Raw genomic sequence first — 17,337 nt, forward strand, 5'->3', positions numbered from 1 at the left:
TGTACGGATACTCGCTTTCTGTACACAGATTGTCGGCGGAGTTGGCGCCGGTCAAGCGGAACGGGAGAGTATGTGTGCACAGAATTGACGCGATCTTCGAAACGGTGGTGTGGCGTGGCCCAGCCCGAGTACCTGCGGATCGCCGCTGACCTGCGACGCCGCATTTCTTCCGGCGAGTTCCGGCAGGGCGACAAGCTTCCGACGCTGCCCGAGCTCAGTGAGTCCTATCGGGTCTCCGACACGACGATCCGCAACGCCCTACGGCTGCTCCGCAACGAGGGGCTGATCGAGACCAGGGCCAGGGCGGGGACCATCGTGAGGCCCCGCCCTCCCGTCCACCGCATGGCGGCGGACCGGTACCGGACCGTGCCGGGCGCACCGTCCACGCCGTACACCCGTGACCAGGGCATCGGGTGGTCGGAGTACCGGCTCGACAAGCGGTTCGAGCGCGTGGAGGCGAGCGCCGAGCTGGCCAACCTCTTTGAGTGCGAGCCCGGAGAGCGCCTCCTCGCACGGCACTTCGTGTTCTTCGACGGCGATCAGCCGACCCAGATGTCCACCTCGTACGTGCGCTGGGCGGATGTCTCGGGCACTCCCGTGGCAGACCCGATCAATGAGCCCTGGCCGGGTGGGACGAGGGCCCAGATGGCATCCCTCGGTATCACGGTCAGCCGGATCACGGAGTCCTTCACGGCGGCGATGCCGACCGAGGGAGAGGCCGGAACCCTTCGGATCGGCGCGGGAGTTCCGGTTCTCCGCTACACCCGCAGGCACGTCGCGGACACCGGCCGGATCGTCGAGGTGGCTCACCCGATCGTGCGGCGGGCCGATACGACCGTGGTGGATTTCGTCATCGAGCTGGACGAGTGATCGTAGGGACGCGGTGCCTGTGTCGGCGGTTGGGCGGGGCACCCGGCCTGAGTCAGCGACGGGCAAGCACCTGGAGCAGCCCGGTCACCGCCACACCGGCCACGATCTGCCGGGCGTCGATCATTCCCTGCACGGCTGAGAGCGGATGCCACTCGATGCGATCCGCCTCGTGGGTGTCGACGGGCTCGGCCACCCGCACGGCGTCGCGCGCGAGGAAGACATGGTGCTCTGCGTCCGACATGCCGCCGACAGGCTGAATGTAGGCGAGAGGGGCGAGGGTGTCCGGGGCCACCCGATAGCCGGTCTCTTCGAGGACCTCACGGGCGCCGGCGACTGCCAAGTCCTCACCCGGCTCGACGATGCCGCTCGGGATCTCCCAGTTCCACGTCGATGTGGCGAAACGGTGCCGCCACATCAGCAGTACCTCGTCGGCGGGGGAGAGGAGCACCACGGCCGCGACGGGCGCCAGCTTGATCAGGTGGTGTTCGTAGCGGGGGCGGCCGGGTGGTTCCACTTCCACGAGATCGAGGCCGACCCAGGGGCTGGAGTAGATCGGTCGCGATCCATGCACGGTCCACTCGCTCATACCGGTTCCTGCCGCAGGGCCGTCAAGATCGCGCCAGCATATGGGCTGTCCAGTAAGGCACGCCGCCGATCGCCGTGGCCCCCGCCTACTCCCGCTCCCCCCGCACCAGCTCCGCCACCTCGCCCAGCGAGTCGACCGACCAGTCCGCCGTCGCGCGGACGGCCGGGTCGTCGGCCCACCAGTGGCCCCACGGGCCGCGCCGCAGGTGGGCGGTGAGCAGGCCGGCCGCGTGGGCGGGGAAGACGTCGTTGGCCGGGTGGTCGCCGACGTACAGGGTGTTCTCGGCGCGGGTGCCGCAGACGCCGAGGACGCGGGCGAAGAAGGCGGGGTCCGGCTTTGCGGCGCCCCACTCCTCGGACATCACGACGAGGTCGGCGGGCAGGCCCAGGGCCCGCAGCAGCTCCCCGGCGCGGGCCGTCTGGTTCCCCGCGACGATCACGCGGACGCCCAGCTCGCGGAGGCCGCCCAGGGTCAGCCGTACGTCCGGGTAGAGGTCCGACTCGTCCAGGTACTCGCCCCGGCCCGCCGCCTCGCGGGCCCGCCACTCGGCCTCGACGTCGATGCCGGGCCGGACGAGGCGCAGCGCGTCGGAGTTGTCGCGGCCCTGGGTCACCACCGCCCCCACCAGGGCGCTCATGGTGTGCCGGGGGACGTCCAGCCAGTCGGCCCAGGAGCCCCAGTACCGGTTGTCGTTGGTCAGCGTCTCGCCGACGTCGAAGACGATGGTCTCGATCACCGGGCCGACCCTACTGGGCGGGAGAGGCGGGGCGTCCGGCCGCGGCTGCTTCCGCCGTCTCCTGTTTCGCCCGGACACCGCCGGGCAGGCGCTGTCCTGCAGGTACTGCCGAGGTGACCTACGTTGGCAGTGGAAGGTTCGTCCATCCGAGGAGGCCCCGTGACTGACGGCAGCAAGGACAAGGTCAAGGGCAAGGCCAAGGAAGCCATGGGCAAGATGACCGGCAACCGGAGCAAGGTCGCCGAAGGCAAGGCCGACCAGGCGAAGGGTGCCGCGAAGGACGCCGTGGGCGACGCGCGCAAGAACCTGCGCGACAAGTCCGGCCCGAAGGACCCGCTGATCACCGACGACGAGTGAGACCGGTACTCACTCTCCGGGCCCCCGCCTTTCCTGGGCGGGGGCCCGTCGGCTGTCCCGCCGCCACTGCCCGCCACCGCCAACCCCACCGCGTCAGCGCCAGCGGTACGTCCGGTCGGTGATCGGCGGAAGCAGTACGGGTCCGGGGCCGGGCGGGCCGCCGGCCGGGAGCAGCCGGTCGAGCACGTCGGCCACGGCGGGGTAGAGGTGGAGGGCCGCCGCCTCCGCGAGAGGGACCCACACCACCCTGGTGGGGTACTCGGCATCCTGTTCGCTCTCCGGCAGGGCCTCCCGAGCGGCGCGGGGGAGAGCCAGGACGTGGATCAGGTGGAGGCGGCGGAAGGTGCCGGGGCGGCCGGGCCGTGTGGAGATCTGGTCCTGGACCCAGAGCAGCCGGGGCGGTTCGGGCAGCGCGCCGACGTCGAGGGTGAGCTCCTCCCGGAGCTCGCGGGCGAGCGCCTCCGGCACCTCCTCGTCCTGGTCGAGAAGCCCGCCGGGCAGGGAGTGCTGCGTCCCGCCGGGGCGGGAGCGGCGGATGAGGCAGATCTCCCCGTTCTCGACGATCGCGGCGCAGACCCGGACCGTGACGGTCGGAGTGGGATCGGTTGTGCTCGTGGTCATGAGGGGCCCTACCCCTCGCCGGTTCGGCGGAATCGCGCCCGGTGGACAACCAGGCTTCCCCGCGCGGCCGTTGGTCGCACGACGCCCAGCCGTTGGCCGTACGACGCCCGGCCGTTGACCGCGCGACGCCCTTCGCGCCGGGGGTGCCTTTGTCGGCCGGGGTACGCAACGCACGCAAGTAAACCGGATCGTTGCCCTCCGCTCCCTTGTCCGCCCTCCCCGGCGTGCGGCACGGTGGCCGACCATGGGACGAGAGCAGTGGAAGAGGATCTGGGTCGGTTCGGCCGGAAACATGGTCGAGTGGTTCGACTGGTTCGTGTACGCGACCTTCGCGGTCTACTTCGCGGACGCGTTCTTCCCCGAGGGCAACGGGACCGCCAACCTGATGAACACCATGGGCATCTTCGCCGTGGGGTTCTTCATGCGGCCGGTCGGCGGCTGGCTGCTCGGCCGGATCGGCGACCGCCGGGGCCGCAAGGCCGCGCTGACCCTCACCGTCACGCTGATGTCGGCCTCCGCGATCCTCATCGCGATCGCCCCGACCTACTCGGTCGCCGGATACGGCGGGGTCGCCGTGCTCATGGTGGCCCGGCTGCTCCAGGGCCTGTCGGTGGGCGGTGAGTACGCGGCCAGCGCCACGTACCTCACCGAGGCGTCACGGCCCGACCGGCGCGGGTTCGCCTCCAGCTTCCAGTACGTGTCGATGACGGCGGGTCAGCTGATCGGCCTCGGGCTCCTCATCCTGCTCCAGCACACCCTCTCCGAGGACGCCCTGCACGACTGGGGCTGGCGGGTGCCGTTCGTCGTCGGGGCGCTCGGCGCGGCCGTCGTCTTCTACCTGCGCCGCACCATGCTGGAGACCGAGGTCTACGCGGAGTCCGGCGCCGCCGAGGACGCCGACCGGGGCACCCTCAAGGCCCTCTGGGCGCACCGGCGCGAGGCGTTCCTCGTCGTCGCGCTGACCATGGGCGGGACCGTCGCGTACTACACGTACACCACGTATCTGACGAAGTTCCTCTCCAAGAGCGCCGGGATGGAGAAGTCCACCGCCACCCTCGTCAGCTTCTGCGCCCTCTTCGTCTTCATGTGCCTCCAGCCACTCGCCGGACTGCTCTCCGACCGGATCGGGCGGCGCCCGCTGCTCATCGGGTTCGCCGTCGGGTCCACCTTCCTGACGGTGCCGGTCATGATGATGCTCAAGCACGCCGGGACGTTCTGGCCCGCCCTCGGCCTCTCGCTGCTGGCCCTGGTCGTCGTCACCGGCTACACCTCGATCAACGCCTGCGTGAAGGCCGAGCTGTTCCCGACCGGCATCCGCGCGCTGGGGGTGGCGCTCCCGTACGCCGTCGCCAACGCGCTCTTCGGCGGGACGGCCGAGTACATCGCGCTCTGGTTCAAGAACGCGGGCGCCGAGTCCGGGTACTTCTGGTACGTCGCCGGCTGCGCGGCCGTCTCGCTCGTCGTCTACCTGAGCATGCGGGAGACGCGGGACCTGGACCTGCACCGGATCGGCGCGGGAGAGGCGGCCGGAGACGCCCCGGGCCGGGCCCCGGGCGAGACGAGTGTCACGACCGCATTCTGAGACGGGCCCGTCACGGGAGCGGTGCTGTGCGAAACTGCTCCCGTGTCCTCGTTGTCCACGATTATTGGCAGCAGGCGCGCCGGTCCGCAGTGACGTCCCGTACCACCACGTACGGCACGCTCATCGTGCCCCAGACCCGCGCGCAGACCTCTCGCACCCGCGAGGGGTTTTTTCGTTTTACGGCCCCCACCCTGGCCGGGACGGCGTGCGCGGGATGATGGGGGCAAGTGGAGCCCGATAGTCCGGATCCACTCATCCGACAGGAGTCGCATCAGCATGACCACCAAGGCCAACGCCACCGACGACAGTTTCCATGTCTTCGACACCACCCTGCGCGACGGTGCACAGCGTGAAGGCATCAACCTGACGGTCGCCGACAAGCTGACCATCGCCCGGCATCTGGACGACTTCGGCGTCGGATTCATCGAGGGCGGCTGGCCCGGCGCCAACCCCCGGGACACCGAGTTCTTCGCCCGCGCCCAGCAGGAGATCACCTTCGCCAACGCCCAGCTCGTGGCGTTCGGCGCGACCCGCAGGGCCGGTGGCAAGGCCGCCGAGGACCCGCAGGTCAAGGCGCTGCTCGACTCCGGCGCCCCGGTCATCACGCTGGTCGCCAAGTCCCACGACCGCCACGTCGAACTCGCCCTGCGCACCACCCTGGACGAGAACCTGGAGATGGTCCGCGACACCGTCTCGTACCTGCGCGAGCAGGGCCGCCGGGTCTTCGTCGACTGCGAGCACTTCTTCGACGGGTACCGCGCCAACGCCGAGTACGCGAAGTCCGTCGTCCGCGCCGCCTCCGAGGCCGGCGCCGACGTCGTCATCCTCTGCGACACCAACGGCGGGATGCTCCCCGCCCAGGTCCAGGCCGTCGTCTCCACCGTGCTCGCCGACACCGGCGCCCGGCTCGGCATCCACGCCCAGGACGACACCGGCTGCGCCGTCGCCAACACCCTGGCGGCCGTCGACGCGGGCGCCACCCACGTCCAGTGCACCGCCAACGGCTACGGCGAACGCGTCGGCAACGCCAACCTCTTCCCGGTCGTCGCCGCCCTGGAACTGAAGTACGGCAAGACGGTGCTCCCCGAGGGCGCGCTCGGCGAGATGACCCGCATCTCCCACGCCATCGCCGAGGTCGTCAACCTGACCCCCTCCACGCACCAGCCGTACGTGGGAGTTTCGGCCTTCGCCCACAAGGCCGGGCTGCACGCCTCCGCGATCAAGGTCGACCCCGACCTCTACCAGCACATCGACCCCGCGCTGGTCGGCAACAGCATGCGGATGCTCGTCTCCGACATGGCCGGGCGCGCCTCCATCGAGCTGAAGGGCAAGGAGCTCGGCATCGACCTCGGCGGCGACCGCGAACTGGTCGGCCGCGTCGTCGAGCGCGTCAAGGAGCGCGAACTGAGGGGCTACACCTACGAGGCGGCCGACGCCTCCTTCGAACTGCTGCTCCGCGGCGAGGTCGCCGGCGCCGCGCCCCGCTACTTCCGCACCGAGTCGTGGCGGGCCATCGTCGAGGACCGCCCCGACGGTGTGCACGCCAACGAGGCGACCGTGAAGCTCTGGGCCAAGGGCGAGCGGATCGTCGCCACCGCCGAGGGCAACGGCCCCGTCAACGCCCTGGACCGGGCGCTGCGGGTGGCGCTGGAGCGGATCCACCCGCAGCTCGCCAAGATGGAGCTGGTCGACTACAAGGTCCGCATCCTGGAGGGGCGTACCGGCACCGAGTCCACCACCCGGGTACTGATCACCACGGGCGACGGCGCCGGCGAGTGGTCGACCGTCGGGGTCGGGGAGAACGTCATCGCCGCGTCCTGGCAGGCGCTGGAGGACGCGTACACCTTCGGTCTGCTGCGGGCCGGCATCGAGCCGACGGAGTAGGGCGTGCGGAGTGTGCCGCCGGACGTCCGGCGGCACACTCACCGCCCCTGCCGCGCTCGGTACCGCATCACCCCCGCCGCGGTCGCTCCCAGGGGTACGGCGACGGCGGCCACGGTCCACGACGGGGTGCCGATCCACACCGCGAGCAGACCCACCCCGAAGCAGATCCCGAAGTTGACGGTGAGCAGCGTATTGCCGTCCGGGTACCACAGGTAGGACCGGTAGGCGCGGGGCCGGGCGATGCGCACCGCCCCGAACACGAAGGTCTGAGCCGCGAGGAGCGCGGCGAACACGCCCGCGGCGGCGTTCGTCTGAAGCTCGTCACGGGGCGCCTGCGGGGTGTTCTGGCGTTCGCCGTCCCTGCTGACCACCACGATGTCGCCCCGCCAGACGGTGGCGGTGACCCGGTCGCCGGGTGCGAGCTCCCTCAGAAGCGGCCCCTCCTTGCCGCCGGCCCGCACGGTTCCCCGCCAGCCGTCCTCATCCGTCAGGGTCGCCTCGTAGTAATAGCTCTTCCCCCCGTCCTTCCTCTCCGTCTTCTCCACGGTGGGGCGGAAGGTACTCAGACAGTCCGTCGACCCCTGCCGCACCGTGCGGGAGGAGCACGACTCGGCCGCGCGGTAGTCCTGGAGGCGTTCGCCTTCGGTGGGCAGCCACCAGGAGAACACCGCGTAGCAGCCCACCGCCGACATCAGGGACAGCAGGATCATCAGCGTGCCCGCGAACCGCGTCCGCCCCGTCGATCGCCGGTCGGCATCCTTCTCGTGCTGCTGTCCGTTTGTGCTGTGAGCCCTCGCCCGCGTCGTTGTCATGACGTAACCCCCTCCGCCTGATCATCCTTCAGGCAGAGACGGGAATACACCCACGTCCGCGGCAGTCTGCGGGCGGCCGGGGTTGCCGTGGTCCGGCAACCCCGGCCGCCGGGCCGAGGACGCTCGGCCCGGCGGTCACCGCGGAACTACTGGAGCCGCCACTTCTGGTTGGCGGCCCCGGTGCAGCTCCAGATCTGGGCGCGGGCCCCGTTGGCCGTCGAGGCGTCCGTGACGTCCAGGCACTTGTTCGCCGCCGTGTTCACCACGTCCCCGGTGGTCGCGTTGTACGTCCACCGCTGCGCGCCCGTGCCGTTGCAGGTGTAGAGCTGGACCTTCGCGCCGTCCGCCGTCGACGCCGAGGTCACGTCCAGGCAGGCGCCCAGCGCGCGGATCGTGCCGTCGGACTGGACCGTCCAGCGCTGCGCGGCCGAGCCGTTGCAGTCGTACAGCTGGACCGCCGTGCCGTCCGCCGCGCTGCCGTTCGCCGCGTCCAGGCACTTGCCGCCGGTGCCGGTGAACGCACCCGAGGTGCCGGTCGAGGTGCCGGTGCCGGACTGGGTGCCGGACCAGGTGAAGGTGGCCGAGGTGCGGGCGGGCAGCGAGTAACCGAAGGTCGAGCCGCCCCAGTTGACGGTGAGCTGCTGCGCCGAGGAGCCGCCGTTGTAGGCGATCAGCGCCTTGGAGCCGTCCGTGTTGCGCCAGGCGACGTTGGGAACGGTGGAGCTGGCGGTGGAGGCGATCCGGGAGGCACCGGGGCGGACGAACTTCGTCAGGTGGCCCATCGTGTAGTACTCGATGTTGTAGTCCACCTGCCCGCTGCTGCCGTCACCGTTGTGGACCGTGATCAGCCCGTCGCAGGTGCCGCAGCCGCCGTTGTGCGGGCCCCGGTTCTGGTCCACCGCGAGGGACCACTTGGTGACCGACTTCGCCCAGTTGCGGGTGTAGTCGATGATGTTGAGCATGTCCTCCTTCTGCTGATCGGCGATCCAGGTGCCGCCCGAGTGCTCGGTCTGGAAGGCGTCCATCGTGGGGTACTGGTTGTGCACCGCCGTCTGCTTGGCGATGTCGCCGCCGTAGCCGTGCCAGGCGACCCCGCCGAAGTTGGGGTGGTTGCGCACGGCCGCGTCGTCGACGGTCGGCGCGGCGTAGGCGTCGTAGGTGTCCCAGTTCCAGTCGTGCGCCAGCACCTTGGTGGTGAGCCCCGCCGCCTGGAGCTTCGGCAGCAGCTCGCTCTTGGTGAAGTAGGCGAGCCCCGAGCCGTTCCAGCTCATCGAGGGGTAGCCCGAGCAGCAGGTCGGCTCGTTCTGCGCGGTGACGTACTGGACCGGGACGCCCTGGGCCTGGTACGCCTGGAGGTACTTCACGAAGTAGTCGGCGTACGCGCCGTAGTCCTCGGCCTTCAGCCAGCCGCCGTTGAGCTGGCCGCTGTCCTTCATCCACGCCGGGGCGGTCCAGGGCGAGGCCATCGTGGTGAGGGCCGGATTGAGCTGCTTCGCCTGCTTCGTCAGCGGCAGGACGTCCGCGAGGTCGTGCGCCACCGAGAACTTCGCCAGCGTGGGGTCGGTCTGCCCGGCGGGCACGTCGTCGTAGGTGTACCCGGTCCGCGCCAGGTCGGAGCCGCCCATCGGATTGCGTACGAACGAGAGCCCGATGCCCTCCGTGGGAGAGAAGAGCTTCTTCATCGTGGCGTCCCGGGTCGCGTCGCTCAGCGCCCCGCTGCTCTTCATCAGCCAGGCCGCCGTGTCGGTGAAGGACGCGCCGCCACCGGTGAACGTCTGGTACCGGGTGTTCTCGTCGACCGTCACCACGGTGCCCGCGCTCCCGCTGCCGGACCCGAAGGCGACCGGTGTCTGGGCCTGGAGGCCCCGGGTGACATGACGGCCGCCGGAGTCGTCGGTGGTGGTCAGGACGATGGAGACGCTCTCGCCGGCCGCCTGGGCGGCGGGCGCGGCGAGCCCGGTGAGGCCGGTCGCGGCGAGCGCGGTCGCCGCGAGCACCGCGGCGGTCCGGTTCGATCGCATCAATCGAATCATGGGGGAATGCCCTTCTTCGGCACAGGGGTGGGGTGCTGCCGTCGATCGAGGCGTGAGTGAACTGCCCCCACGGGCCCGCGTCAAGAGGGGGCGTGCGTACAAGAAGTGAAGGCACAACTGCCCTCTCCCGCTTGCCGGATGGGCGTGGACCAATCTCGGTGTGAAGTATTGACGGCTCTGTTCCGCCGGGGTTAACTCCAGCCGCGAGCCCGGTACCGGTTCCGGGACCGGTACCGCACGGTGGCCGTTCCGGTGGGCCGCCCTGCGCCGCGCTGCGTGTCAGGCACATGCCGAAAACAGCCCTTCCGGCGCCGAAAACCGCCGGTCGGGCCCTTAAGTTCCGTGTTCCGCCGTGTCAGGGAGGCCCCGTTGCGCGTCACCATCGCCGATGTGGCCCGTGCCGCCGGAGTCAGCAAGACCACCGTCTCGCGGGTGCTCAACACCAAGTCGGACGTGGACCGTTCCACCGCCTCCCGCGTTCGTGAAGTGATCGCACACCTCGGCTACGTCCCCAGCTCCGGAGCGGTCGGCCTGGCCCGGGGCAGCAGCCGCACCGTCGGGATGCTGGTGCCCTCGCTGACCTGGTCCTGGATGGGCGAGGTCCTCCAGGGCGTCGTCGACACCGTCGAAGCCGCGGAGTACGGCCTGCTGCTCTTCACCTGCAACCGGGGCGCCGAATCCGTCCGCCGCTTCACCACGCAGGTCTCCGCCCGCGCCTTCGACGGACTCGTCGTCGTGGAGCCGGAGAACACCCTCGGCCACCTCACCGCACTCCACCGCGGCGGCCTGCCGATCGTGCTGATCGACGACCGGGGCCACCACCCCGAGTTCCCCTCGGTCGTGACCACCAACCACGAGGGCGGCGCGAGCGCCGCCCGCCACCTGCGGGCCGACGGGCGCACCCGCCCGGTGGTCCTCAGCGGCCCCGCGCACTTCGGCTGCGTACGCGAACGGCTCGACGGATTCCGCTCCGTACTGCCGGACACCCTCGTCGCCCAGGGCGACTTCACCGAACGCGGCGGCGAACGCGTCATGGCCGAACTCCTCGCCTCGGGCACCCGGTTCGACTCGCTCTTCGCGCACAACGACGTCAGCGCCACCGGTGCCCTGAGAGCGCTCCACGCCGCCGGCCGCCGGGTCCCGGACGACGTCGCCGTCATCGGCTTCGACGACATCCCGATGGCCGCGCACACCGCGCCCCCGCTGACCACCGTCCGCCAGCCCACCCGGGCGATGGGGGAGACCGCGGCCCGGATGCTCCTCGCCCACCTGGGCGGTACACCCGCCCCGGACGAGCCGGCCGTGCTCCCCACCGAACTCGTGGTGCGCCGCTCGGCGCCCTGACCCCCTCCCGGCGCACCCGCGGCCACGGACGGCCGCCCGCACCGGGACCCACCCACCCCCACGGGCCCCGGCCCCAAGAACCTCCCGCCCCACCCCCCCCTCGCCCCGCCCGCACCGCTGCCGGACCCCCGCGCAGCCGAGCCGAGAGAAGAGCCGCACATGCCAGCTACCCGCCACCGAAGAGGATCGGCCAGGGCCCTCCTCGCCGCCGTCACGGTCCTCGCCGGACTGATCACGGCCGCCGTCCCCGCGTCGGCCGACGACCCCGCACCCGTGCTCGTCGACCGGTTCGAGGGCGAGGTCCCCCTCAGCGCCCCGCCCGCCGACTCGATCTTCACCTGGGGCTCGGACACCGACGACCAGCCGAAGCTCGCCTTCACCGAGCGCGCCGACGCCCCCGAGGGCTCCAAGGTCCTCGAAGGCACCTACGACATCAGCGGCTGGGGCGGGCTGAGCCACGAGTTCGCCGTCGACCAGGCCCCCCAGGACTGGAGCGCCCACAAGGGCATCCGCTTCTGGTGGTACGGGCAGAACAAGGCGCCCCTGCCGCCCGGTTCCGGCAAGAAGATCAGCTTCGAGATCAAGGACGGCGGCGCCAACGGCGGCGCCTCCGAGCTGTGGACCATGTCCTTCACCGACGACTGGGAAGGCTGGCACCAGGTCGAGGTCCCGTTCGCGGACTTCGTCTACCGCGGCGACTACCAGCCCGTCGGCGGCATCGACCACATCCTCGGCCTGGACCGCATGTGGGGCTACGCCCTCACCCTGCCGACCGGCGCCCCCGGCTCCTTCGCCATCGACGGCATGGAGCTCTACGGCAAGGCCGACCCGGCGCTGACCGCCGCCGTCGCCACGGACACCACCGTGCACCCGGTCGACAACGGCGCCGTCGCGAGCGTCGGCCTCACCCTCACCACCACCGGCGGGAAGCCCGTCGAGGAGCCCGTCACCGTCGCGTACACCACGCAGGGCGGCACCGCGGTGGCCGGCACCGACTACACCCCGGTCACCGGTACGTACACCTTCCCGGCGGGCACCGCGTCCGGCGCCACCCACACCGTCACGGTGACCACCAAGAAGGCGAAGAAGGCGTCCGAGGCCCGGACCGTCCCGCTCGTCCTCACCGTCACCGGCGCCAAGGCCCCGACGGAGACCCCGCAGGTCGTCATCAACGCCCACGGCCTCCCGTACCAGAACGCCAAGCTCCCGGTGAAGAAGCGCGTCGCCGACCTGCTCTCCAGGCTCTCGCCCGCCGAGAAGGCCGGCCAGATGACGCAGGCCGAGCGCAACGCGCTGCGCAGCCCCGGCGACATCGCCTCGTACGACCTCGGCTCGCTGCTCTCCGGCGGCGGCTCGGTCCCCACGCCCAACACCCCCGAGTCGTGGGCGTCGATGATCGACTCGTACCAGCTGCGCGCCCAGGCCACCCGCTTCCAGATCCCGCTGATCTACGGCGTGGACGCGGTGCACGGCCACAACAACGTCGTCGGGTCGACGATCATGCCGCACAACATCGGCATCGGCGCCTCCCGCGACCCGGGGACCGCCGAGAAGACCGGCGCGGTCACCGCGAGCGAGGTCCGCGCGACCGGCGTCCCGTGGGACTTCGCCCCCTGCCTCTGCGTCACCCGTGACGAGCGCTGGGGCCGGTCCTACGAGTCCTACGGCGAGGACCCGGCGCTCGTCGAGTCCATGGAGACCGTGATCCAGGGCATGCAGGGCGCCGCGAACGGCAGCGACCTGGACCGCAACGACAAGGTGCTCGCCACCGCGAAGCACTACGTCGGCGACGGCGGCACCGAGTTCGGTTCCTCCACCACCGGCTCGTACACGATCGACCAGGGCGTCACCAAGGTCACCCGCGAGGAGCTGGAGGCGGTGCACCTCGCACCGTTCCAGGAGGCCGTGGACCGCGGCGTCGGCACCGTCATGCCGTCCTACTCCTCCCTGGACATCCTCGGCGACGACCAGGGCCCGGTGAAGATGCACGGCAACGCCGAGATGATCAACGGCGTCCTCAAGGACCGGATGGGCTTCGAGGGCTTCGTCATCAGCGACTGGCAGGCCATCGACCAGCTCCCCGGCGACTACGCCAGCGACGTGCGCACCTCGGTCAACGCGGGCCTCGACATGATCATGGTGCCGACCGCGTACCAGGACTTCACCACCACGCTCCAGAGCGAGGTCACCGCCGGCCGCATCAGCCAGGCCCGCATCGACGACGCGGTCTCCCGCATCCTGACCCAGAAGTTCAAGCTGGGCCTCTTCGAGAAGCCGTACGCGGACACCTCGAACATCGACGACATCGGCTCCGCCGCCCACCGCGCGGTGGCCCGTGAGGCCGCCGCCAAGTCCCAGGTGCTGCTGAAGAACGACGGCGCCGTCCTCCCGCTGAAGGCGAACCAGAAGGTCTACGTCGCCGGCTCCAACGCCGACAACATCGGCAACCAGGCCGGTGGCTGGACCGTCAGCTGGCAGGGCTCCTCCGGTGCCATCACCCAGGGCACCACCATCCTGCAGGGCATGCAGAAGGACTCCGCGAACGTCACGTACTCCAAGGACGCCTCCGCCGCCACCGACGGCTACGACGTCGGTGTGGTCGTCGTCGGCGAGACCCCGTACGCCGAGGGCATCGGTGACGTCGGCAACGGCAACGACCTGGAGCTGACGGCCGCCGACAAGGCGGCGATCGACAAGGTCTGCGCCGCGATGAAGTGCGCCGTCCTGGTCGTCTCCGGCCGCCCCCAGCTCATCGGCGACCGCCTCGGCGACATCGACGCCCTGGTCGCCTCCTGGCTCCCGGGCACCGAGGGCGACGGCGTGGCCGACGTGCTCTACGGCAAGCGCGCCTTCACCGGCCAGCTGCCCGTCACCTGGCCGAAGTCCGAGGCCCAGCTGCCCATCAACGTGGGCGACGCCACCTACGACCCGCAGTTCCCCTTCGGCTGGGGCCTCACCACCCTGAAGAAGGCCCCCGTCGGCGGCGAGGTCACCCTGACCGCCCTCGCGGTGGCGGCCGGGATCGCGGAGAAGGCCCACCTCGGCAAGACCGCGGCGGGCAAGGCGATCGTGGACCAGGCCCGGCTGCTGGTCCAGCAGAAGACCGGCGGGAAGCTGACGGCGGCGGTCTCCAAGCCGTTCGCCGAGGCCGACCACCTGCTGCTCACCGGTGACCTCACCGGCGCGGTGGCCAAGCTGCGCGCGGCCTACCGGGCCGCGTGACCCAGCGGTAGCGAGCGTACGAGGGTGTGCCCGGGCGGAGCGTCCGCGCCCGGGCACACCCGTGCGTCCGGGGTGTACTCCACGGCTCCAGCCCGTGCGTCCGGGGCGTCCTCCACACCTGCTGCCCGTGCGTCCGGGCCTGTGCGCGCACCCGGGAGAACGCGCGGGCCGGGTCGTCCGGAGTAGCGTGAAGTATGCGGAAAAGGCAGATGTTCGCATTTCTGGCCGGTCTGCTGCTGGTCCTCTCGACGGCGCTCCTGGCCCTGGTCCCCGCTGCGTCGGCGTCACCGGGACGCGCCCCGACCGCGACGATCGAGGACGCGGCCCAGGCGCTGCGCGAGGACCCCGTCTACGTGGACCCGGGCGCCCGCGACCAGCTCTCCACCGGCCAGGAGAAGGCCCTGGAGGACCGGATCACCAAGGCCGACAAGCCGGTGTTCGTCGCCGTCCTCCCCGACACCTCCGCCTTCCCCGAGGACGGCCTGCTCGCCACCCTGCGCAACGACACCGGCATCACCGGGGTGTACGCCGTCCGCCTCGGCGACGGATTCGACGCGGGCGCCGACCCGCAGGTCATGCCGGTCCGCGCCGTCGACAACCTCACCGCCTCGGTGAAGGCCCCGGCCGCCGACACCGCCACCGACGCCCAGCTCGACGCCTTCGTCGACGGCGCACTCGAACAGGCCAACGGCACCGCCCCGGCCTCCTGGTCCGACGGGAACGGCTCCTCCGGCCCCGGCTCCGCCGGCACCGGGCTGCTCGTCCTCGCCGGAGTCGCCGCCGCGGGCGGCGCGGGCGCCTACGCGATCATGCGCCGCAACCGCCGCCGGCTGCGCGTCGAGGAGCGCGCCGCGCTCGACAAGCTCAGGGTCGTCGTCGACGAGGACATCACCGCCTACGGCGAAACCCTCGAACGGCTCGACTTCCACCCCGGCGAGCCCGGCGCGAACGAGGCGATGCGCGCCGACTACGAACACGCGCTCGACTCGTACGAGAGCGCCAAATCGCGCATGGAGAAGGCCGAGCGCCCCGCCGACGTCCGGCCCGTCACCCAGGCGCTGGAGGACGGCCGCTACTCCCTCGCCCTGCTGGAAGCCCGCCGCACCGGGACCCCCCTGCCCGACCGCAGGCCCCCGTGCTTCTTCGACCCCCGCCACGGCCCCTCCGTCGCCGACGTGCGCTGGCGCCCGGCCGGAGCCGCCTCCCGCGAGGTCCCGGTCTGCGCCGCCGACCGGGCCCGGCTGGAGGACGGCGAGGACCCCATGAGCCGCACCGTGGACGTGGGCGACGGCAACCGGCGCCCGTACTGGGAGGCCGGACCCGCCTACGGCCCCTGGGCCGGCGGCTACTTCGGCGGCGGTCTGCTCCCGGGCCTGCTGGTCGGCACGATGCTCGGCTCCATGCTCTCCACCCCGGCGTACGCGGCCGAGTACGGCGGCGGGGACTTCGGCTCCGGCGGCGACTGGTCCGGCGGTGACGTCTCCGGCTCCGACTTCGACTCCTCCGGCTTCGGCGACGGGGGCGGCTTCGGGGACGGCGGCGGCTTCGGCAGCGGTGGCGGCTTCGACGGGGGCGGCGGGTTCTGAACCGGCCGGGACCTCACGCGGGCGTGGAACCCTCCTGGGCCGTACGCCGCCGCTCGTAGTGGCGGGCCGCTCGGGCCCGGTTCCCGCAGGAGGGCTTGCACCACTCCTGCCGCCCGTGGCTCTTGACGAAGTACCGCACACAGCGGGGCGCGGAGCAGGCGCGCAGCTGCTCGCGGTGCGGGCCGCCGAGGAAGTCGACGGCGGCGCGGGCCAGCGCCGCGACCAGACGCAGGTGCGGGTCGCGCCGGTCCGAAAGGAGCCGGGTCGCGGGCTCCCCGTCGGCCGGCCAGTCCAGCTGCGGGGCGACGGGCTCCCGCGCGGCCACCGCGTTGAGATGCGCCAGCGCCTCATCGGCGGGCATCAGCCGACGGGCGTCCGCCGGGCTGGGCGGAGCGGGGCTGACCACCCGGGCGAAGAGCGCGCGGACCGCGCGCCGCAGGCCGGTCACCGCGAGCCTGAGCTCCTCGTCCGCCTCGATCTCTCCCGCCGGGACCAGGCCGGCGAGCAGTTCGCCCTGTCCGTGGATCCAGCGGGTCGTTCCCCCGACCGTGGCCAGGTCGTCCGCGACACCGCCGTCGCCGTCGTGGCGGATGGTGCTCGCCAGTTCCAGTGCGAGCCAGCGCTCCACAGCTGATCCCCTCTTCTCCGCCTGCTCCGTGCGGGTGTGCCCCGGGCCGATCGTGCGGGCGTGCCCCCGGCTGTTCTCCGTGCGGGCGACGCGGGCTGTTTCGCCCGGGCGCCGGCCTGCGTCCGACCACTTGATCACACCATGTGCCCACGCTAACGTCTCTAACGGTAAAACTGGAATTTCCGTTAGAACCTGATCCGCGGGGAACGGGAGCAGCGGGGCCGCACAGTGCCGCCCCGCCCCGGTACAGGCCGCTATGACCCGGTACGGACCGGCGGGCCGTACCCGCCGATGGAGGAGGCCTACGTATGACGACCCTGCTCGCGCACATCAGCGACCTGCACCTGGACGGCAGCGGGCGGGCGACCGAGCGCGCCACCCGCGTCATGGAGTACCTGCGCGCCCTGCCCCGGCCGGTCGACGCCCTCCTGGTCACCGGCGACATCGCCGACCACGGCACGGAGAGCGAGTACGAGGAGGCGGCCCGGATCCTGGCCGCCCCCTTCCCCGTACTCACCTGCCCCGGGAACCACGACGTGCGGACCGCCTACCGCAAGGCCCTGCTCAAGACCCCGCCCGGCCATGAAGCCGTCAACGAGGTGCACCACATCGCCGGCACCGCCGTCCTGATGTGCGACTCCACCATCCCGGGGCACGACGACGGGCGCCTCGACACCGAGACCCTCGCCTGGATCGACGCCACGCTCACCGCGCTGCCCGAGGACACCCCGGCGCTGATCGCCTTCCACCAGCCGCCGGTCGCGCTCCACCACCCGCTGCCCGACTCCTACATGCTCCAGGAGCCCGGACGGCTGGCCGCGCTGCTCGCCCGGCATCCGCGGGTGGCCGCCGTCCTCACCGGCCATGCCCACACCGCGGCCGCCTCGACCTTCGCCGGGCTCCCGCTGATCGTCGGGCCCGCCGTCACCTGGACGCTGCGGCTGCCCTGGGAGGGCGACGAGGCGGCCGACCGCGAGCAGCCGCCCGGCCTCGCCTTCCACGTCCTGGACGACGACCGGCGCCTGACCACCCACTACCGCGTCGTGCTCCCGGCCCCGCGCGGCGCGGAGTGAGAT

The 17,337-nt window shown here is 71.7% G+C and carries 14 protein-coding genes; 8 read left to right on the forward strand and 6 right to left on the reverse strand.

Annotation, left to right across the window (positions count from 1 at the left end):
• Positions 1-114: 114 nt before the first annotated feature.
• On the forward strand, positions 115-870 hold the full coding sequence (locus ACWCWD_RS14115; RefSeq protein ID WP_450772828.1) for a GntR family transcriptional regulator: 756 nt from the start codon (positions 115-117) through the stop codon (positions 868-870).
• A 52-nt stretch (positions 871-922) separates the two neighbouring features.
• Here ACWCWD_RS14115 and ACWCWD_RS14120 read toward each other — a convergent pair whose 3' ends face one another.
• Both ACWCWD_RS14120 and ACWCWD_RS14125 read right to left on the reverse strand, forming a co-directional pair.
• Positions 923-1,456 carry an NUDIX hydrolase gene (locus tag ACWCWD_RS14120; RefSeq protein WP_450772830.1) on the reverse strand — a complete coding sequence of 178 codons (534 nt, stop codon included), beginning with the start codon at positions 1,454-1,456 and terminating at the stop codon, positions 923-925.
• Positions 1,457-1,541: 85 nt separating this feature from the next.
• Positions 1,542-2,192 carry an HAD family hydrolase gene (locus ACWCWD_RS14125; protein WP_450772832.1) on the reverse strand — a complete coding sequence of 217 codons (651 nt, stop codon included), beginning with the start codon at positions 2,190-2,192 and terminating at the stop codon, positions 1,542-1,544.
• Positions 2,193-2,351: 159 nt separating this feature from the next.
• Between ACWCWD_RS14125 and ACWCWD_RS14130 the strand changes: the two genes are divergently transcribed.
• Entirely contained in the window at positions 2,352-2,549 is a 198-nt protein-coding gene (locus ACWCWD_RS14130; RefSeq protein ID WP_386886250.1) for a CsbD family protein, read from the forward strand.
• Positions 2,550-2,642: 93 nt separating this feature from the next.
• On the opposite strand, the gene ACWCWD_RS14135 is transcribed toward ACWCWD_RS14130, so the two are convergent.
• Complete coding sequence (locus tag ACWCWD_RS14135) at positions 2,643-3,170, reverse strand: NUDIX domain-containing protein (RefSeq protein WP_450772833.1); 528 nt, start codon at positions 3,168-3,170, stop codon at positions 2,643-2,645.
• 244 nt (positions 3,171-3,414) lie between these two features.
• On the opposite strand from ACWCWD_RS14135, the gene ACWCWD_RS14140 reads away from it, so the two are divergent.
• Both ACWCWD_RS14140 and cimA read left to right on the forward strand, forming a co-directional pair.
• Positions 3,415-4,752, forward strand: a complete 1,338-nt coding sequence (locus ACWCWD_RS14140; RefSeq protein WP_450772835.1) for an MFS transporter — start codon at positions 3,415-3,417, stop codon at positions 4,750-4,752.
• 276 nt (positions 4,753-5,028) lie between these two features.
• Complete coding sequence (gene cimA, locus ACWCWD_RS14145; RefSeq protein WP_450772837.1) at positions 5,029-6,636, forward strand: citramalate synthase; 1,608 nt, start codon at positions 5,029-5,031, stop codon at positions 6,634-6,636.
• 38 nt (positions 6,637-6,674) lie between these two features.
• Here the strand turns inward: cimA and ACWCWD_RS14150 are convergent, their stop codons facing one another.
• Both ACWCWD_RS14150 and ACWCWD_RS14155 read right to left on the reverse strand, forming a co-directional pair.
• Entirely contained in the window at positions 6,675-7,346 is a 672-nt protein-coding gene (locus ACWCWD_RS14150; protein ID WP_450772839.1) for a hypothetical protein, read from the reverse strand.
• Positions 7,347-7,594: 248 nt separating this feature from the next.
• Positions 7,595-9,469, reverse strand: coding sequence for a lectin (locus ACWCWD_RS14155; protein ID WP_450772841.1), 1,875 nt, complete (start codon positions 9,467-9,469; stop codon positions 7,595-7,597).
• Between the two features lie 381 nt (positions 9,470-9,850).
• On the opposite strand from ACWCWD_RS14155, the gene ACWCWD_RS14160 reads away from it, so the two are divergent.
• From ACWCWD_RS14160 to ACWCWD_RS14170, 3 genes are all read left to right on the forward strand, one after another.
• Complete coding sequence (locus ACWCWD_RS14160; RefSeq protein WP_450772843.1) at positions 9,851-10,825, forward strand: LacI family DNA-binding transcriptional regulator; 975 nt, start codon at positions 9,851-9,853, stop codon at positions 10,823-10,825.
• A 159-nt stretch (positions 10,826-10,984) separates the two neighbouring features.
• Positions 10,985-14,047, forward strand: a complete 3,063-nt coding sequence (locus ACWCWD_RS14165) for a glycoside hydrolase family 3 protein (protein ID WP_450772844.1) — start codon at positions 10,985-10,987, stop codon at positions 14,045-14,047.
• Between the two features lie 194 nt (positions 14,048-14,241).
• On the forward strand, positions 14,242-15,633 hold the full coding sequence (locus ACWCWD_RS14170) for a hypothetical protein (RefSeq protein ID WP_450772846.1): 1,392 nt from the start codon (positions 14,242-14,244) through the stop codon (positions 15,631-15,633).
• 13 nt (positions 15,634-15,646) lie between these two features.
• On the opposite strand, the gene ACWCWD_RS14175 is transcribed toward ACWCWD_RS14170, so the two are convergent.
• A complete protein-coding gene (locus ACWCWD_RS14175) occupies positions 15,647-16,261 on the reverse strand; it encodes a CGNR zinc finger domain-containing protein (protein ID WP_450772847.1) in 615 nt (204 codons plus the stop codon).
• Positions 16,262-16,569: 308 nt separating this feature from the next.
• Between ACWCWD_RS14175 and ACWCWD_RS14180 the strand changes: the two genes are divergently transcribed.
• Positions 16,570-17,334 carry a metallophosphoesterase gene (locus ACWCWD_RS14180; protein ID WP_450772848.1) on the forward strand — a complete coding sequence of 255 codons (765 nt, stop codon included), beginning with the start codon at positions 16,570-16,572 and terminating at the stop codon, positions 17,332-17,334.
• The last annotated feature ends 3 nt before the right edge of the window (positions 17,335-17,337 follow it).

The sequence above is a fragment of the Streptomyces sp. NPDC001493 genome (assembly GCF_053597235.1).